At 60.0% G+C, this 15,632-nt stretch carries 12 protein-coding genes and 1 tRNA gene; 6 read left to right on the forward strand and 7 right to left on the reverse strand.

All coding sequences use genetic code 11. The features are described from left to right. Positions 1-8: 8 nt before the first annotated feature. The 7 genes from lpxD to VB780_RS02960 all read right to left on the reverse strand — a co-directional run bounded on the left by lpxD (position 9) and on the right by VB780_RS02960 (position 8,220). On the reverse strand, positions 9-1,046 hold the full coding sequence (gene lpxD / locus VB780_RS02930; RefSeq protein ID WP_323349639.1) for a UDP-3-O-(3-hydroxymyristoyl)glucosamine N-acyltransferase: 1,038 nt from the start codon (positions 1,044-1,046) through the stop codon (positions 9-11). A gap of 37 nt (positions 1,047-1,083) precedes the next feature. Beyond that, a complete protein-coding gene (gene rlmD / locus VB780_RS02935; protein ID WP_323349640.1) occupies positions 1,084-2,451 on the reverse strand; it encodes a 23S rRNA (uracil(1939)-C(5))-methyltransferase RlmD in 1,368 nt (455 codons plus the stop codon). A 214-nt stretch (positions 2,452-2,665) separates the two neighbouring features. Continuing rightward, complete coding sequence (locus VB780_RS02940) at positions 2,666-3,286, reverse strand: class II aldolase/adducin family protein (protein WP_323349641.1); 621 nt, start codon at positions 3,284-3,286, stop codon at positions 2,666-2,668. Between the two features lie 10 nt (positions 3,287-3,296). After that, positions 3,297-4,406 carry an S-methyl-5-thioribose-1-phosphate isomerase gene (gene mtnA / locus VB780_RS02945; protein WP_323349642.1) on the reverse strand — a complete coding sequence of 370 codons (1,110 nt, stop codon included), beginning with the start codon at positions 4,404-4,406 and terminating at the stop codon, positions 3,297-3,299. A 37-nt stretch (positions 4,407-4,443) separates the two neighbouring features. Then, positions 4,444-4,629, reverse strand: coding sequence for a hypothetical protein (locus VB780_RS02950; RefSeq protein WP_323349643.1), 186 nt, complete (start codon positions 4,627-4,629; stop codon positions 4,444-4,446). A gap of 128 nt (positions 4,630-4,757) precedes the next feature. Continuing rightward, a complete protein-coding gene (locus VB780_RS02955) occupies positions 4,758-7,226 on the reverse strand; it encodes an ATP-dependent Clp protease ATP-binding subunit (protein WP_323349644.1) in 2,469 nt (822 codons plus the stop codon). Between the two features lie 199 nt (positions 7,227-7,425). Continuing rightward, entirely contained in the window at positions 7,426-8,220 is a 795-nt protein-coding gene (locus VB780_RS02960; protein ID WP_323349645.1) for a GNAT family N-acetyltransferase, read from the reverse strand. A gap of 157 nt (positions 8,221-8,377) precedes the next feature. On the opposite strand from VB780_RS02960, the gene lysA reads away from it, so the two are divergent. The 6 genes from lysA (at position 8,378) to VB780_RS02990 (ending at position 15,544) form a co-directional block, all read left to right on the forward strand. Continuing rightward, positions 8,378-9,793, forward strand: a complete 1,416-nt coding sequence (lysA, locus tag VB780_RS02965) for a diaminopimelate decarboxylase (protein WP_323349646.1) — start codon at positions 8,378-8,380, stop codon at positions 9,791-9,793. Positions 9,794-9,889: 96 nt separating this feature from the next. Further along, positions 9,890-10,810 carry a diadenylate cyclase CdaA gene (gene cdaA / locus VB780_RS02970; RefSeq protein ID WP_323349647.1) on the forward strand — a complete coding sequence of 307 codons (921 nt, stop codon included), beginning with the start codon at positions 9,890-9,892 and terminating at the stop codon, positions 10,808-10,810. Beyond that, the gene (locus VB780_RS02975; protein ID WP_323349648.1) at positions 10,807-11,562 is read left to right on the forward strand and encodes an isoprenyl transferase; all 756 of its coding nucleotides are present in this window, start codon (positions 10,807-10,809) and stop codon (positions 11,560-11,562) included. Before cdaA ends, VB780_RS02975 begins: the two co-directional genes overlap by 4 nt. Before the next feature lie 123 nt (positions 11,563-11,685). Next, complete coding sequence (pgsA, locus tag VB780_RS02980) at positions 11,686-12,219, forward strand: CDP-diacylglycerol--glycerol-3-phosphate 3-phosphatidyltransferase (RefSeq protein WP_323349649.1); 534 nt, start codon at positions 11,686-11,688, stop codon at positions 12,217-12,219. A 90-nt stretch (positions 12,220-12,309) separates the two neighbouring features. After that, a tRNA-Ser gene (locus VB780_RS02985) sits at positions 12,310-12,399 on the forward strand. Between the two features lie 139 nt (positions 12,400-12,538). Continuing rightward, a complete protein-coding gene (locus VB780_RS02990; RefSeq protein WP_323349650.1) occupies positions 12,539-15,544 on the forward strand; it encodes an SMC family ATPase in 3,006 nt (1,001 codons plus the stop codon). Positions 15,545-15,632: the final 88 nt, after the last annotated feature.

Below are 15,632 nucleotides of genomic sequence, written 5' to 3' on the forward strand. Positions count from 1 at the left end.
TCCATGGGCTAGGGCAGATGCTTTTGTAGGCTTCGGATGGTTTTGTACATTTCGGGCAGGCGACGGTATACAGCTGAGGCTTTGAGAAAAACCTTGTGGGGCAGGGCAGGCATGCCGGTGACGATTTCGCCGGGGGCTACGTCGTTATGGATCCCGGCTTTAGCCGTAGCGATCGCGCCGTCACCAATTACCGCCTGGTTGGCGATGCCTACCTGTCCCGCCAAAATCACCCGGTTGCCGATGATAACGCCCCCAGCCATGCCCACTTGTCCGGCCATGACGACACCCTCACCGACCTGGCAGCCGTGGGCAATGTGCACTAGGTTGTCAAGCTTGGTGCCGCGCCCGACGCGAGTCGTGCCGACGGCAGGGCGATCGATTGTAGTATTGCTGCCCACCCGCACGCCGTCTTCAATGGTGACAATACCCGACTGCTCCATCTTTTCCCAGCCCTGGGGGGTGGGCACAAAGCCAAAGCCTTCGGCCCCGATCACCGCCCCGCTGTGAATGGCGCAGTCGGCTCCGATCTGGGTGCGCTCATGGATGACGCAGTTGGCGTGGAGCACGGTGCGATCGCCCACCCGTGCATTGGGGTAGATCACCACGTTGGGGTGAATGCAGACCCCTGTTCCCAGATGGACACCCGCCTGAATCACCGCGTTGGCCCCGATGGAGACATTTTCACCACAGACGGCGGTGGAGTCAATCACAGCGCTAGGGTGGATGCCAGGGGCGGGCTGAAAGGGCGTATAGAACAGCCCAATGGCTCGGGCAAAGGCCAATCGCGGGTCAGGAGCGCTTAGCCAGGCAATGCCGCGATCGGTGGCCTTAGTCTGGAGCACTGGGTTCTGGGGCAAAATTAGCGCCCCCGCCTCGGTGGTATCGACAAAGGTGGCAAACTTGTCACCTTCGATGTAGCTCAGCATGCCGAACGAGGCCTGGTCAACGGCAGCCACCCCAATGATGTCGGGATCATGACCAGGGTTCACCGTCAGACTAGAGGCGGTAGTAATCTGAATTTTGTCGGCAATGGTGCTGAACTTCATAGGAGCGGAGAGAAACGCAGTAAAACCAATCTGGCTTTTACGCTACCAGAAATGCGACGCATTCTACGTGGGGGGTCTGCGGAAAGAAGTCGGCGGGCTGGGCCTTAACCAGGGTATAACCGCCCTCATCCCGCAGAATCTTGAGATCGCGGGCCAGGGTAGCGGGGTCACAACTCATGTAGACGATGCGAGGGGGATGAAGTTCGAGCAGGGCGTCAAGCATGGGGCGATCGCAGCCCTTGCGAGGTGGATCCAGCACTACAACATCTACCGGATCGTTCAGGCTTGCGGCTGCCTCGGTCAACAGTACCCCCACATCCCCGGCCCGAAACTCAACATTGTCGATGCCGTTGAGCCCCGCATTGGCCAAGCCCTGGGCCACGGCCTCGGCCTGAACCTCTAGACCCATCACCCGCTTAGCCTTTTGAGCCAGAGGCAGCGTGAGGGTGCCGACACCGCAGTAAGCATCGATCATCGTTTCGATGCCGGTGAGCTGAAGCTCATCTAAAATCACCTGCAAGACCCGCTCGGCCTGCTCGGTGTTGACCTGAAAGAACGTGGTGGCGTGAATTTGAAACCGCAGCCCGGCAAAGATTTCTTCGATATAGGGGACGCCGTCAATCACCAGGGTTTCGGCCCCAAAAATGGCGTTGGTTTTGTCGGGGTTGAGGTTGACGCAGACCCCGACTAGATCCGGGTAACGCTCTCGCCACTCCTGGGCCTGGAGCTCAATATCTTTGAGGTTTGGGGCGGTGGAGACCAGCGTTAGCAGCTGTTGCCCAGTGCGACGCCCCACCCGCAGCGACAGGTGGCGCAGCCGCCCCTGGTGCTTGCCCTCGTTGTAGATCGACCAGCCCCGGTCTTGCAGGTCGCGTTTGATCTCAGCCAGCATGGGGTTAAGCCGCTCATCCTGCACGGGGCACTGGTTGAGGTTGACCAGTTTGTGGCTGCCCTGGCGAAAGTAGCCCGCCTTGACCTGGCCTTCGGGCGATCGCCCCAAAGGGTAGGTGGCCTTATTGCGGTAGCCCAGGGGCGCGTCAGAACCCAGAATTGGCAACACTAGAGGCTCTTCAAAGCCACCGATGCGAGTAAAGGCATCGAGCACCTGCTGCTGTTTAGCCACCAGCTGAGCTGAGTAGCTAATCGACTGCCACTGGCAGCCGCCGCACTTGTCGGCCACAATGCAGGCGGCTCGGATGCGATCGGGGGAAGGCGTCAGTAACTGTCGCACCTTGGCTCGGCCAAAGGTTGGTTTAGCCTGCACCAGCCGCGCCCGCACCGTGTCGCCAGGCACCGTGTCAGGCACAAACACCACCCGCTCCTGCCAGCGGCCAATGCCGTCGCCGCTGCTGCTCAGGTCGGTAATTTCCAGATCAAGGGTTTCCCCCTGCTGCCATTGATCCACGATGGTGCTCCTGCTGTGCTGCGTCTTAATCTGCCTATCGACTGTAGCAAGGGACGCGCAGGATGGGGGGCAGCCGTGACCTAACGCAACTCTAAACGGGCTTTGACGTTGGGTCTTCAACGACAAATTCCATCATCCCAACGCGGATATCATCCCGTGCAGCGGCCCCAATCCAGGCGATTTGAGAGCACAGGAGTTCCCGAACAGGTGGGTGCTAATCCCCATCCATGTGCTGATACAGTACCTGGGCCGCCGAATTCAGGGTAGGGCCAAAGACGAGTACCCCTTCCTCATGCCCCGCCATGATCAACATGCGCTTTTGGTTCAAATCGCCATGCTGCAACAGCTGCTGCATAGCATAGGCCATCGCCGGGGTACCGTAGGGAACGGTGACAGCCGTGGTGGGCAGCACCCCCCGGTAGCGCTGCCACAGATCGCGGTTGTGGACGTGGATAATCGCTTGAATCGCGTCGCTGTAATCGTATAGAGCCGCATGGGTCAGAGATTCCGATGAGGCCTTAACAGGGCCAGTGCAGCGTAGGGTATTGCGATCGATATCCCAGTCATTTACCAGGGTGTAGTGATAATCGGTAGTCTGGGCCAAATGGCCGGTCTGGGTGCCAGAAACGGCAAAGCTGTGGGCCGATAGTCTGAGGCTGATATTGCCGTAGCCGATGCCGTTGGGATAGAGGCCAATTTGCTTGGCCTGCCATAGGCGATCGCGCCACGCCATCAACTCAGCCAAATCGGATGCGGACACCGGAGCACCCGGCGTCCAATGGCAATCATATTTGATGACGCCCTCATCCGTGACGCCTTCACTGGGGGTGGTCATGGTCTGGCCCTTAGGATGCCGCCTGTTCTGGAAACAGGCTGAGCAGCCCAGTCTCCGAGGCCGGGCAGATGCCCCGTTCGGTAATTAGCCCGGTCACCAAACGAGCGGGGGTAACGTCAAAGCCGTAGTTGGCAGCGGGGGACGATTCTGGGCAGATCAGCACTGAGGTAACGCCGTGGGGGGAGAGACCGTCCATGTACTTCACTTCCTCCTGGCTACGCTGCTCGATGGGGATTTCGCGCACGCCGTCCCGCAGGGCCCAGTCTAGGGTGGAGGAGGGCAGCGCCACATAGAAGGGCACTCCGTTGTCGTAGGCGGCTAGAGCCTTAAGGTAGGTGCCAATTTTGTTGGCGACATCGCCCTGGCGGGTGGTGCGATCGGTGCCCACAATCACCAGATCAACCTGGCCATGCTGCATCAAGTGGCCCCCAGCGTTGTCTGGAATAACCGTGTGAGGCACCCCATGCTGGCCCAGTTCCCAGGCGGTGAGCTTGGCACCCTGGTTGCGGGGGCGGGTTTCGTCTACCCAAACGTGGAGGGGAATGCCGCGATCGTGGGCTTGGTACATCGGTGAGGTGGCGGTGCCCCAGTCTACACAGGCCAGCCAGCCCGCATTGCAGTGGGTCAAAATATTGACGGTCTGCCCAGTACGGGCGTAGATTTCCTCGATCAGGGACAAGCCGTGGAGCCCGATCTGGCGACACTGCTCTTCATCGGCGTCGAGAATGTCCTCAGCGTTTTGCCGCAGCCGATCTACGGCTTCGGATGGCGTTGCCGCCTGCTGAAGCACCTGGATCTGAGAGTTCAGCGCCCAGTGCAAATTGACGGCGGTGGGTCGGGTCTGGCCCAGGGTTTGGGCGGCCTGTTCTAAAAAACGGCGAAAGTCCTGCGCCGAAACCGCTTCCAATGCTGCCAGGTACATGCCCATGCCGGCAGTTGCCCCAATGAGCGGGGCACCTCGCACCACCATATCTTTGATGGCGTAGGCGGCCTCATCCACGGAGGTCAGATCCATCCAGGTGAGTTGGTGGGGCAGCTGGCGTTGGTCAATCACCTGCACAATGCCAGGGCTCTCTGGGTGCAGACGAATGGTTCTAGTTGGCTCGCCGTTTATCTTCATAGACTCGTTTTAGCATTCAGAGGTGCATTGTGAAAGACTATTGCGGCGGGCTAATCGCCGCATCTAGCAGGTCAATGGTTGATTGACTGAGCAACGGTTTAAGCTGGGCCTGCACATCTTCGGGCTGGTTGCCCCAGAGCATTTGGCAAAAGGCCCCTTTGCCTTGCTCGCTGGCTCGGTTAAACACCCCGGCCAGTTTTTCACAGTCGGTAACATCGCCCATGGTGAAACCTCTCAAAGGTGATGCCAGCATAGCGGCTCTAGGCCGCTACCGCATGACCCCATCAGGGTAAACAATAAAATGCCGTCCTCACCAGAGAACGGCATTGTCAACAACTGATGATGCAGGTTTTAGCTCTCGGCAGAGATCAGCTCTCGCTTCTGCTCAGACTGGATCACAACCTTGCCGGTGTCGTCAACATCGACGGTGGCGGTGTCACCATCGCCCAGACGACCGGAAAGAATCTCCTCGGCCAGGGTGTCTTCGAGCAGACGCATAATCGCCCGACGCAGCGGCCTTGCCCCGTAGCTGGGGTTATAGCCCTCTTCCACCAAGCGCTCTTTGAAGCGCTCGGTGACCTGGAGGTGGATGTTCTTCTCGGTAAGCCGACCGAACACCTCCTTCAACAGGATGTCGGAGATTTCCTTGACCTCGTCCTTGGTGAGCTGACGGAAGACGATGATTTCGTCGAGACGGTTGAGGAACTCAGGGCGGAAGTACTGCTTGAGTTCTTCGTTCACCAGGGAGCGAATGCGGTTGTACTGCGACTCAGCCTGGTCTTGCTCAAACTCGAAGCCGAGACCGCCGCCGCCCTTCTCGATCACCTTGGAGCCAATGTTAGAGGTCATGATCAGCAGGGTGTTCTTGAAGTCAACCGTGCGGCCCTTAGCATCGGTCAGGCGACCGTCTTCCAGAATTTGCAGCAGCATGTTGAAGACATCGGGGTGGGCCTTCTCGATCTCGTCGAACAACACCACGGTGTAGGGCCGACGGCGGACTGCTTCGGTGAGCTGACCGCCCTCGTTGTAGCCCACATAGCCCGGAGGCGAGCCAATCAGTTTGGAGACCGTGTGGCGCTCCATAAACTCAGACATATCCAGGCGAATCATCGACTCTTCGGAGCCGAAGAAGTAGGCGGCGAGAGACTTGGCTAACTCGGTCTTACCAACCCCGGTGGGGCCGGAGAACACAAAGCTGGCGATCGGCCGGTTGGGGTTTTTAAGGCCCACCCGAGCGCGGCGAATGGCTCGGGAAATAGCCCTCACGGCTTCGTCTTGACCAATTAGGCGCTGGTGCAGGGTGTCTTCCATGTGCAGCAGCTTCTCAGACTCAGATTCGGTGAGTTTGCTCACCGGCACCCCAGTCCAGGAGGCGACAATGTGGGCGATGTCTTCTTCGCCTACCACGGGCATGTTCTCTTCGCCGCCAGCGTCTTCATTGACCTTGTTCTGGGCGATCGCCCGAATTTCGGCTTTGATCTCCATTTCTCGATCGCGTAGCTCCCCGGCCTTGTCAAAGTCCTGGGAACGCACGGCGTTGTCTTTGTCCTTCAGCACCTGACGCAGCTCGCGATCGAGCTCCTTCGCCGCCGGGGGCAGCTGGGAGTTGAGCAGGCGCACGCGAGAACCCGCCTCATCGATCAAGTCGATGGCCTTGTCGGGCAGGAAGCGATCGGCGATATAGCGATCCGACAGCTTGGCGGCAGCCTCCAGGGCTTCGTCGGCGATCTTCAGCTTGTGGTGCTGCTCATAGCGATCGCGCAGGCCGTGGAGAATCTCGATGGTTTCATCCACGCTGGGCTCGCCCACCATCACCGGCTGGAAGCGGCGCTCAAGGGCAGCGTCGCGCTCGATGTGCTTGCGGTACTCATCTAGCGTTGTCGCGCCAATGCACTGAAGCTCACCCCTGGCTAGGGCGGGCTTGAGGATGTTGGCCGCGTCGATCGCACCTTCGGCAGCCCCCGCCCCAATCAGGGTGTGGACTTCGTCGATCACCAGGATGACATTGCCCGCGGTGCGGATCTCATCCATGATTTTCTTGAGGCGCTCTTCAAACTCGCCTCGGTATTTGGTACCGGCCACTAGCAGGCCAATATCCAACGTCACCACCCGGCGATCCTCGAGAATGTCGGGCACGTCGCCGTTGCCAATGCGCTGGGCTAGACCTTCGGCGATCGCGGTTTTACCCACGCCAGGCTCACCGATCAGCACCGGGTTATTCTTAGTACGGCGACCGAGAATTTGGATGACGCGCTCAATTTCCTTCTGACGACCGACCACCGGATCGAGCTTGCCGTCGGCGGCCATTTGGGTCAAGTTAGAGCCAAACTCATCCAGGGTGGGGGTTTTGGTGCGCCCACCACTGCTTCCGGCAGACACCTCCGCCGTTTCACCCAGCATGCGAATCACTTGGGTGCGCACCTTAGACAGGTCAACGCCCAGATTTTCGAGAACGCGGGCCGCGACCCCCTCGCCTTCGCGGATCAGTCCCAGGAGCAGGTGCTCGGTACCAATGTAGTTGTGGCCGAGCTGGCGGGCCTCTTCCAGGGAGAGTTCAAGCACACGCTTGGCTCGGGGGGTAAAGGGAATTTCAACGGCCACAAAGCCGGAGCCACGGCCAATGATCTTTTCAACTTCAATGCGCGCGTCCTTGAGGTTGACGCCCATCGACTTCAAGACCTTGGCGGCTACGCCCGTGCCTTCCCCAATTAACCCCAGGAGAATCTGCTCGGTACCCACAAAGTTGTGGCCGAGCCGACGAGCTTCCTCCTGAGCCAGCATGATGACCTTGATTGCTTTTTCTGTGAAGCGTTCAAACATGATGGTATTAATCACCTGGTGCGTGCCGGATAGGCAAATTCTAGCACAGCGATTTTTGTCAGTTGTGCCCTACTAAACAGCCGGTTTACCGCGCTTCCTTTGGCTACTCCTTTGGGCTTAGAAATTGGTTGGGATCGCCCATTGTCAATAGATTGCGCCTTGAGAAAATGTAAATTTTCTCAACTTTAAAGGTTCGGTTTTAGGTTCGGTTGAGGGGCAATTTTTTGTCGGTTATCTGCCATCCTTGCCGCCCAAGTTGATGCCTTGCCGCACTGCGTTGCTGCTGGAGGCGATCGCGAAATTCAGCGGTTTTAAGGGAATTTTGCCACAGAATCAGGGCATCTTCGCCATCGGCGTAGTAGCGGCGGCGAAGCCCTAAGGTCTCGAACCCAAAGCTTTCGTAGAGGGCCAGAGCGCGGCTGTTGGAGGGACGCACCTCAAGGGTGGCGCGGGTAAGCGTACGATGGCCTTCATCTGGATCCGGTCGTTGACGATCACAGGCATCGGTCAGCAAGTTCACCAACAGCCATTTCCCCAGCCCCCGCCGCTGGTAGCGAGGATCGATCGCCAAGACCGTAATGTGAGCCTCATCTAAAATCGCCCAGTAGCAGCCCAGGCCAAGGAGAATGGGTTCGCCAGAACTTTCTAAAGACGCAGGATCTGCCGCACCACGGGAAGCTGAAGGCTCAACGGCCCCTAGCCGAGGTGGATGTGGGGGGCGCGATCGCCCTTGGACACCCGGTGAAGACTGAAAGGTCTGAGGATCGGGGGGTGAGGAAGTTTTCAGGCCCGCCATCGAAGCCGTCGATAGATCGCCCCCCGGCCCCTGACTACCATAGGGGCTATGCACCAGCATCAGCAGACAGCTGTTGGGGCTATCAATCTCGCGCCCGTAGCCCTCCGCTGACCACAGCCCCCCCAGGGCGAGGTGATCGAGGGCCACCAGGGCAGCAATGTCGTCTTGGCATGGAGCCTGGCAAGAAAGATAGCCCACAGGTGCTGATGATTTGATTGGTATAGAAAACTGGCACAGCCCTTAATTGTACACTGGGCATTGGGGCGGAATAGGGCCACGGCTCCCCGCCGGTAGCGTCGCGGCTGTCTCGCATGATTGTTTGAACATTTCTTTCGTTTCTATGAGCACAAGGTCTATGGTTTCAACCCCTCCGGCACCGGCGTCGATTGCAGACAGCCGCCAGTACCTCCCCCCCGCCAACCCCGACGGCACGCTGTCCCCTAACCAGCAGCTGTTGCCCCTGACCGCCACCACCACCCCAGACGAGCACCTGAGCGTCGGCGGCTGCGACGTGGTAGAGCTCGTCGAGCGGTTTGGCACACCTCTCTATATTCTCGACGACCATACGCTGCGCACCGCCTGCCGCCAGTATCGCCAGGGGTTTGAGCGCTACTATCCAGGCGATGCCCTGGTTGTCTACGCATCGAAAGCCTGGAATTGCCTGGCGGTGTGCGCCATCGTCACCGACGAGGGGCTGGGGATTGATGTGGTATCGGCGGGCGAACTGCTCACGGCCACCGGAGCCGGGGCCAACTGCGATCGCATCTACTTCCACGGCAACAACAAGTCTTTTGAAGAGCTGACTCTGGCGGTCGAGGTGGGCTGCCGGGTGGTGGTCGACAACTGGCTCGAACTCAAGACTCTGGGAGAGATCGCTACCAAGGAGGGCAAAACCGTGCCCATTTTGCTGCGGGTCACCCCCGGCATTGAGTGCCACACCCATGAATATATCCGCACCGGCCACCTCGACAGCAAGTTTGGCTTTGACCCCGACCAGATCGAAGCCGTGTTTGAGTTTCTCAGCGGTCAGCCCCAGCTAAATTGCCTGGGAGTCCATGCCCACATTGGCTCGCAGATTTTTGAGCTGAACCCTCATACCGACCTCGGGGCTGTCATGGCCCAGTGGATGGTCACCGCCCAGCGCCACGGCCTCACCCTGACGGAACTGGATGTGGGCGGTGGTCTGGGCATTCGCTACACCGAGGGCGACGACCCGCCGAGCATTGACACCTGGGTGAAGACCGTATGCGAGAGCGTGATCGCGGCCTGTACAGCCCACGATATTCCCCTGCCCAAGCTGCTGTGCGAACCTGGGCGATCGCTGATTGGCTCCGCCTGCGTCACCGCCTACCGAGTGGGCAGCCAAAAGGTGATCCCCGGCCTGCGCACCTACGCCGCCATTGACGGCGGCATGTCTGACAACCCGCGCCCCATCACCTACCAGTCGGTGTACCGGGCGCTAGTGGCCAACCGCATGGCCGCGCCCCTGACAGAAACCGTGACCCTGGCCGGTAAGCACTGCGAGTCTGGCGATATTCTAATTAAGGATGCGGCTCTGCCCGAGTTGAAGAGCGGGGATGTGGTTACTATTGCAGGCACAGGTGCCTACAATTACAGCATGGCTTCGAACTACAACCGGGTGCCTCGGCCTGCGGCGGTGCTGGTGGCCGACGGCGACGCCACCCTGATTATTCGCCGGGAAACCGTGGCAGATTTGCTTCGGCAAGATTGTCTGCCCGAAACCCTCCGGCCCGAAGCAAAGTCTACCTAACCAGCAACCGTTGCTAGTCTCGGGCAAGGTTTTGCTAAGGGGGGTGCTCAGGCCAACCCATCGCACAGCCGCTCAGGCACCATCCTCTAACGCTGCATGAACTACCTCTGGGAGCAATGGCTAACAAACCTTGACCAGGTTAGGTTCGTGTTACAGGCGCTGGATATTGCGCTGGTGCTGCTGCTGAGCTATGTGGTGCTCGTCATCATTGGCGAAAAGCGCACCCTGTGGATGGTGCGAGGGCTGATTTTTCTAATGCTGGCAGCGGCCTTGAGCAAGTTTTTGGGGTTAGCGCTGCTGGGGTTTGTGCTCGACAAGCTGGTGATTGGCTCGGCGGTGGCCATGGCCTTTATGCTCCAGGGAGAGTTTCGGCGACTGCTGGAGCTGCTGGGCCAGGGGCGGGTGTGGGAGTTGCTCAGTCCGTCGCGAGAGGCCATGCCCCAGCCCGATAACGTCATCGACGAAATTGTGGATGCTGTGAAGGAACTGTCCCAAAATCGCACCGGGGCACTGCTAATTCTAGAAATCGACAAGCTCATCGACGAGCGCGACTTTATGGTGCCGGGGGTGCGCATCAACGCTGAAGTTTCTAAGGAACTGATTCAAACTATTTTTCAAACCACCACGCTGCTCCACGATGGGGCCATGCTGGTGCGGGGATCGCGGATTGCGTCAGCGGGGGTGATTTTGCCGATTTCGGAGCGGGTGGCCTCGCGCCAGCTAGGCACCCGCCACCGGGCGGCGATGGGCATTACTGAACGGGTAGAGCACTGTCTCTGTGTTGTGGTATCAGAGGAAACAGGCTCTATTTCACTGGCGGAAGGCGGTATTCTAGATCGGCCTCTGACTAGCAGTCGCCTGCGCAGTATTCTGCGGTCTAAGTTTTCTAAATCGGTAGATCGCGAGGCGGTGGCGCCCCAGCTCAGAAGCTTGAGTCGGCGGCTGGGCAGCCTTGGGGTTGCCTACATACTGCGCTTGTTTCGTCTCCCCTCATCGTCTCCCCGAGAGAAAAAATGACCACCAAGCCTGTTGTTCGCCATGCCCTGCCCGCCGACCTCAAGCCCGATCGCCTGCCCCATCACGTAGCGGTGATTATGGATGGCAACGGGCGCTGGGCTAAGCGCCGGGGGCTGCCGCGCATTATGGGCCACCGCCGTGGGGTAGATACGCTCAAAACCCTGCTGCGCTGCTGCCGCGACTGGGGCATTGGGGCGCTGACGGCCTACGCCTTTTCGACCGAGAACTGGGGTCGCCCTGTGGAAGAGGTGGATTTTCTGATGGCGCTGTTTGAGCGGGTGCTGCGCCAGGAACTGCTGGAGATGATGGAGGAAAACGTCCGCATTCGCTTTGTGGGCAATCTGGCGGCGCTGCCGCGATCGCTCCAGGGCGAGATTCACCAGGCGGTGACCCAGACTCAGGGTAACCACGGCATTGAGTTTACGGTGGCCACCAACTACGGCGGGCGGCAGGAGATTGTGCAGGCCTGCCGCTCGATCGCAGAGCAGGTGCAGCGGGGCGACCTCGACCCCAGCGCCATTGACGAGTCCCTATTCAGCCGCCACCTCTACACCGCTGAGATCAGCGATCCCGACCTGCTGATTCGCACCAGCGGCGAAATGCGCATCAGTAACTTTTTGCTGTGGCAGCTAGCCTACGCTGAAATCTACGTGACCGACACCCTGTGGCCCGACTTCGACACCTCGGAGTTTCACCAGGCGATCTACGCCTACCAGCAGCGCGATCGCCGCTTCGGCAAAGTCAAGGGCTAGGGCGTTCCAGCCCTCTCCCAGGGGAAGAGGAACTTTAGGCCAAAAAGGACTTTGATGGAGAAGCGCTAGACACTGCTCAACTCTCCCTAACTCTAAAATTCAAAACCTAAAATCCAAAATTATATGAACATTCCCACCTGGATTACCGTCTCCCGCCTGCTCGGCGTTCCGCTGCTGCTGGTGCTGCTCCAGGCTCCAACGGCGGCCCAGCGCTGGTGGGCGGCGGGCATTTTTGTGGTGGCGGCGAGTACCGACTGGCTCGACGGCTACCTGGCTCGGCGGCTCAACCAGGTGACGGATCTAGGCAAGTTTTTGGATCCTTTGGTGGATAAGCTGCTGGTGCTGGCCCCCCTGCTCATGCTGGTGGGGCTGGGCCAGGTGCCCGCCTGGGGGGTGTTTCTGATTGTGGCGCGGGAAATTACGATCTCCGGCTGGCGGGTCAACCCGGCCATGCAGGGGGGCGCGGTACCGGGGGCCAACCTGTGGGGCAAGGCCAAGACCGTAGTTCAGATTGCGGCGATCGCCCTGCTGCTGGCCCCGCTACCGGCGGTCTGGGATGGGCCAGCACAGATTCTCTTTTGGGCGGCGGTGGCGCTGACGTTGGCCTCTGGGCTAGTCTATCTGTGGCCCCAAATGCAGCCCAGCCGCAGCGCTTGAGCGCGACGGTGGTGCCCGCTTTGATAAAAAGTCATGGGTTGTTTCAAGTCTCTGCTGAGTGTCTGCTAAACTAACGAAGAGCTACTTCTTGGAAGCGTGGCTGAGTGGTCGAAAGCGCCTCCCTGCTAAGGAGGTAGGGGAGTAAACCTTCCCTCGTGGGTTCAAATCCCACCGCTTCCGTGTTTTGAATCAACAGAAGTGGCTGACATGAGCATTCGTGTCAGCCACTTCTGTTTGAAAACTTGGCGGCTTTTGAAAATACAGGTGTACTTTAAGTTCTGCTGTACTGTAGGCTGGGGATAGTGGTGCTAATGTACCCATGACTCCCAAGCACATTGCCCTCAAGAATTTTCTTAGCTACCGCGATGCCAGCCTCGACTTCAGTGGGCTGCACGTGGTTTGCGTGGCTGGCCCCAACGGCGCGGGTAAATCGTCGCTGCTGGAGGCGATCGCCTGGGCGCTGTGGGGCCAGAGCCGCGTCGCCGCCGATGATGACATCATCCACCAGGGCGAGATGGAGGCCCAGGTGACTTTTCAGTTTCACCAGGGGGAGCACACCTACCGGGTGATGCGCAGCCGCCACCGCAGCCAGGGTACCAGTCTAGAGTTTCAGGTGCACACCGAGGAGGGCTGGCGAGTGTTGACCCAGCGCGGGGTGCGGGCCACTCAGCTTTTGATCTGTCGCCATCTGCGGCTCGATTACGACACCTTCATCAACTCGGCCTACCTGCGCCAGGGCGGGGCCGACGACTTTATGCTGAAGCGGCCCGGCGATCGCAAGCAAATTCTGGCCGACCTGCTCAAGCTGCACCAGTACGACCACCTGGCCGAGGGGGCCAAAGAGCAGGCTCGCCAGGCCAAGGCTGAGGCCACCCTGCGTCAAACCCAGCTCGACGAACTCACTGCCGCCCTGGCCGACTACGAACCGACCCTACAGCGCCAGGCCCAGCTTCAGCAAGAACTGCACGATATCGATCAGGCCCAGGAGCGCGATCGCCAGCAGCAGCAGCAGCTTCGCACCCTGGAGCAAAGCCACTCCGCCTGTGAGCAGCAGCTTCAGATGCAGCGGCAGCAGCAGCAGCACCTGATGGCCCTTCTACACCAAACCGAAACCTCCCTGGCGGCGCTAACCCGGGAACAGCACCAGCAGGATCAGCGTTTGGCCCAGGCCGCTGAGATTGAGACTGGCCTGGCGGAACTGGCGGCCCTAGAGGCGGAGGATGCCCAGCTCAACCAGCACTTTCAACGCTACCAGGCGCTAGAGGCCCAGCGCCAGAGCCTAGAGGCTGAGTGGCAAGCCCAGTCGGCCCAAGACCGCACGCGCCTGAGTCAAACCCAGCTCCAGCTGGCGGCCTTGCAGGCCCAGATCGCCGATTTAGATTCAGCTTTGTTACAAAGCGAAGCCGTTGACGCGGCCCGCCAGCAGTTTCTCACCGCCAAAGCTCGCCTCAAACACCTGGATGCGCTTCAGCTTCAGGCCGAACCGCTACAGCAGCGCCGCCGACAGCTAGAGGCCGGGTTACAGCAGGCCCAAACCCGTCTCCAGACCCGGCTGGAAGAACTCACCGCCGCCGCCCAGCAGCTCCAGCAAGATCAGGGAAATCCGCCCCAGCTGGTGGCCACCGCCCAGGAGGTGTCAAATACCCTGACCTATTTAGAACAGCGCCGGGCCTACCAGGAGCAGGTGCGCGAGAAGGGGCTAGAGCGGCGCAGCTTTATGGAGGTGCTCCAGTCTAACCAGCGCGCCTGCGAAACCCAGATTGCTCAGATTGGCCAAAAGTTAGGCATGCTGGCTCAGCCAGAGGCCGTCTGCCCGCTGTGCGATCGCGCCCTCAAAACCCACCACCGCAAACTAGTTGAAGGCCGCCATCGCCAGCAGCAGCAAGAGCTACAAGAAGAGATTTGGGTGATTCGCGAGCAGTTGGCCACCTCAGAGCGCGAGATTCAGGTGCTGCGGCAGGAGTATCGGGCGGTCGAAGCCGAGCTAGAGGCCTACGCCCCGGTGCTGCAAAAGCAGGGCCAGCTCACCGCTCAAATGGCCTCCCAGGCCACCGTCCACGAGCGGCTTCAAGCTCTAGAGGCCGAGCAGCAGCGCCTAGAGCAGTCGCTCACTGAAAACCAGTACGCCCTCGACCTGCGCACCGAGCTGCACCAGATTAACGACACCCTAGCCCAGCTGGCCTACGACGATCGCGACCATGCCCTGGTGCGCGGCCAGGTCGATCGGCTGCGCTGGGCTGAGATCAAGCACCACGAGCTGGCCCAGGCCCGGCGGCGGCGACAGCAGCTCGATCGGCGGCAGCAGCAGCTTGAGGCTGAGCGAGCTACCCTTGAGGCTGACCTAGCTCTGCTGCACAATGGCCCCCAGAAACAGGCGCTGGCGGCAGCCCAGACCGCCCTTGAGCAGCTCAACTACCGCATCGACCATCACCAGCAGATTCGCCAGTCCCTCCAGACAGCCCAAAGCTGGCGGCAGCGCCACCGCGAGCTAGAGGCGGCCCGGCAGCAGCAGCCCCAGCGCCAGGCCCAAATCGAGAGCCTTCAGGCCCAAGAGCAGCAGCAGCGGCGGGAGCTAGAGCAGTTGAGCACCGCGATCGCCGTCTTAGAGGCCCAGCACCAGGACTCAGCCTACGATGCCGAGGCTCTAGAACAGTTGGAAGAGGCGATCGCCGCCCGTCAGCACCAGCGCGATACCTTACTGGCCCAGCTGGGTGCCCTCGGTCAGGCCCGCCAGCACCTCGACGATCTGCACCAGGGGCTCGCCCAAAAGCAGCAAGAACTGGCCACCGTACGCCAGCGCCAGCGGGTCTACCAAGAGCTGGCGTTGGCCTTTGGCCATAACGGCATTCAGGCGCTGATGATCGAAAACCTGCTGCCCCAGCTTGAGGCCGAAACCAACAATCTGCTGGGTCGCCTGAGCGCTCACCAGCTCCACGTGCAGTTTGTTACCCAGCGGGCCACTAAGCGCGGCCAAGGGATCATCGACACGCTGGATATTTTGATTGCCGACGCCCGAGGCACCCGCCCCTACGAAACCTACTCGGGCGGGGAGGCGTTTCGGGTCAACTTTGCCCTACGGCTGGCCCTGGCCCGGCTGCTGGCCCAGCGATCGGGATTGGCGCTACAGCTGCTGATTATTGACGAGGGCTTTGGCACCCAGGATCAGCAGGGGTGCGATCGCCTGATTGCCGCAATCAACGCGATCGCAGCCGACTTTGCCTGCATTCTCACCGTTACCCACATTCCCCACTTTCGGGCGGCCTTTCAAACCCGCATCGACGTGACCAAGACCCCCCAGGGATCGCGGCTTTCGCTCTCCGCTTAGAACCAGCTTTACACTCCTCAACGCTATGAGTAGCTTCTCAGAGTTTTATTAACATTATTTTTTGAATTTTAAGAATTTCTTCCGTGGC

This window comes from Leptolyngbya sp. CCNP1308 (assembly GCF_034932455.1).
In the GTDB taxonomy this organism is placed as follows: domain Bacteria; phylum Cyanobacteriota; class Cyanobacteriia; order Phormidesmidales; family Phormidesmidaceae; genus Nodosilinea.

Excerpts from the sequence above, each read along its gene's own strand:
- VB780_RS02975 (WP_323349648.1), top strand. The coding sequence starts at position 10,807 with ATGACCACCAAGCCTGTTGTTCGCCATGCCCTGCCCGCCGACCTCAAG.
- VB780_RS02955 (WP_323349644.1), bottom strand. The coding sequence starts at position 7,226 with ATGTTTGAACGCTTCACAGAAAAAGCAATCAAGGTCATCATGCTGGCT.
- pgsA (WP_323349649.1), top strand. The coding sequence starts at position 11,686 with ATGAACATTCCCACCTGGATTACCGTCTCCCGCCTGCTCGGCGTTCCG.
- VB780_RS02990 (WP_323349650.1), top strand. The coding sequence starts at position 12,539 with ATGACTCCCAAGCACATTGCCCTCAAGAATTTTCTTAGCTACCGCGAT.
- cdaA (WP_323349647.1), top strand. The coding sequence starts at position 9,890 with ATGAACTACCTCTGGGAGCAATGGCTAACAAACCTTGACCAGGTTAGG.
- lpxD (WP_323349639.1), bottom strand. The coding sequence starts at position 1,046 with ATGAAGTTCAGCACCATTGCCGACAAAATTCAGATTACTACCGCCTCT.
- lysA (WP_323349646.1), top strand. The coding sequence starts at position 8,378 with ATGGTTTCAACCCCTCCGGCACCGGCGTCGATTGCAGACAGCCGCCAG.
- mtnA (WP_323349642.1), bottom strand. The coding sequence starts at position 4,406 with ATGAAGATAAACGGCGAGCCAACTAGAACCATTCGTCTGCACCCAGAG.
- VB780_RS02940 (WP_323349641.1), bottom strand. The coding sequence starts at position 3,286 with ATGACCACCCCCAGTGAAGGCGTCACGGATGAGGGCGTCATCAAATAT.
- VB780_RS02950 (WP_323349643.1), bottom strand. The coding sequence starts at position 4,629 with ATGGGCGATGTTACCGACTGTGAAAAACTGGCCGGGGTGTTTAACCGA.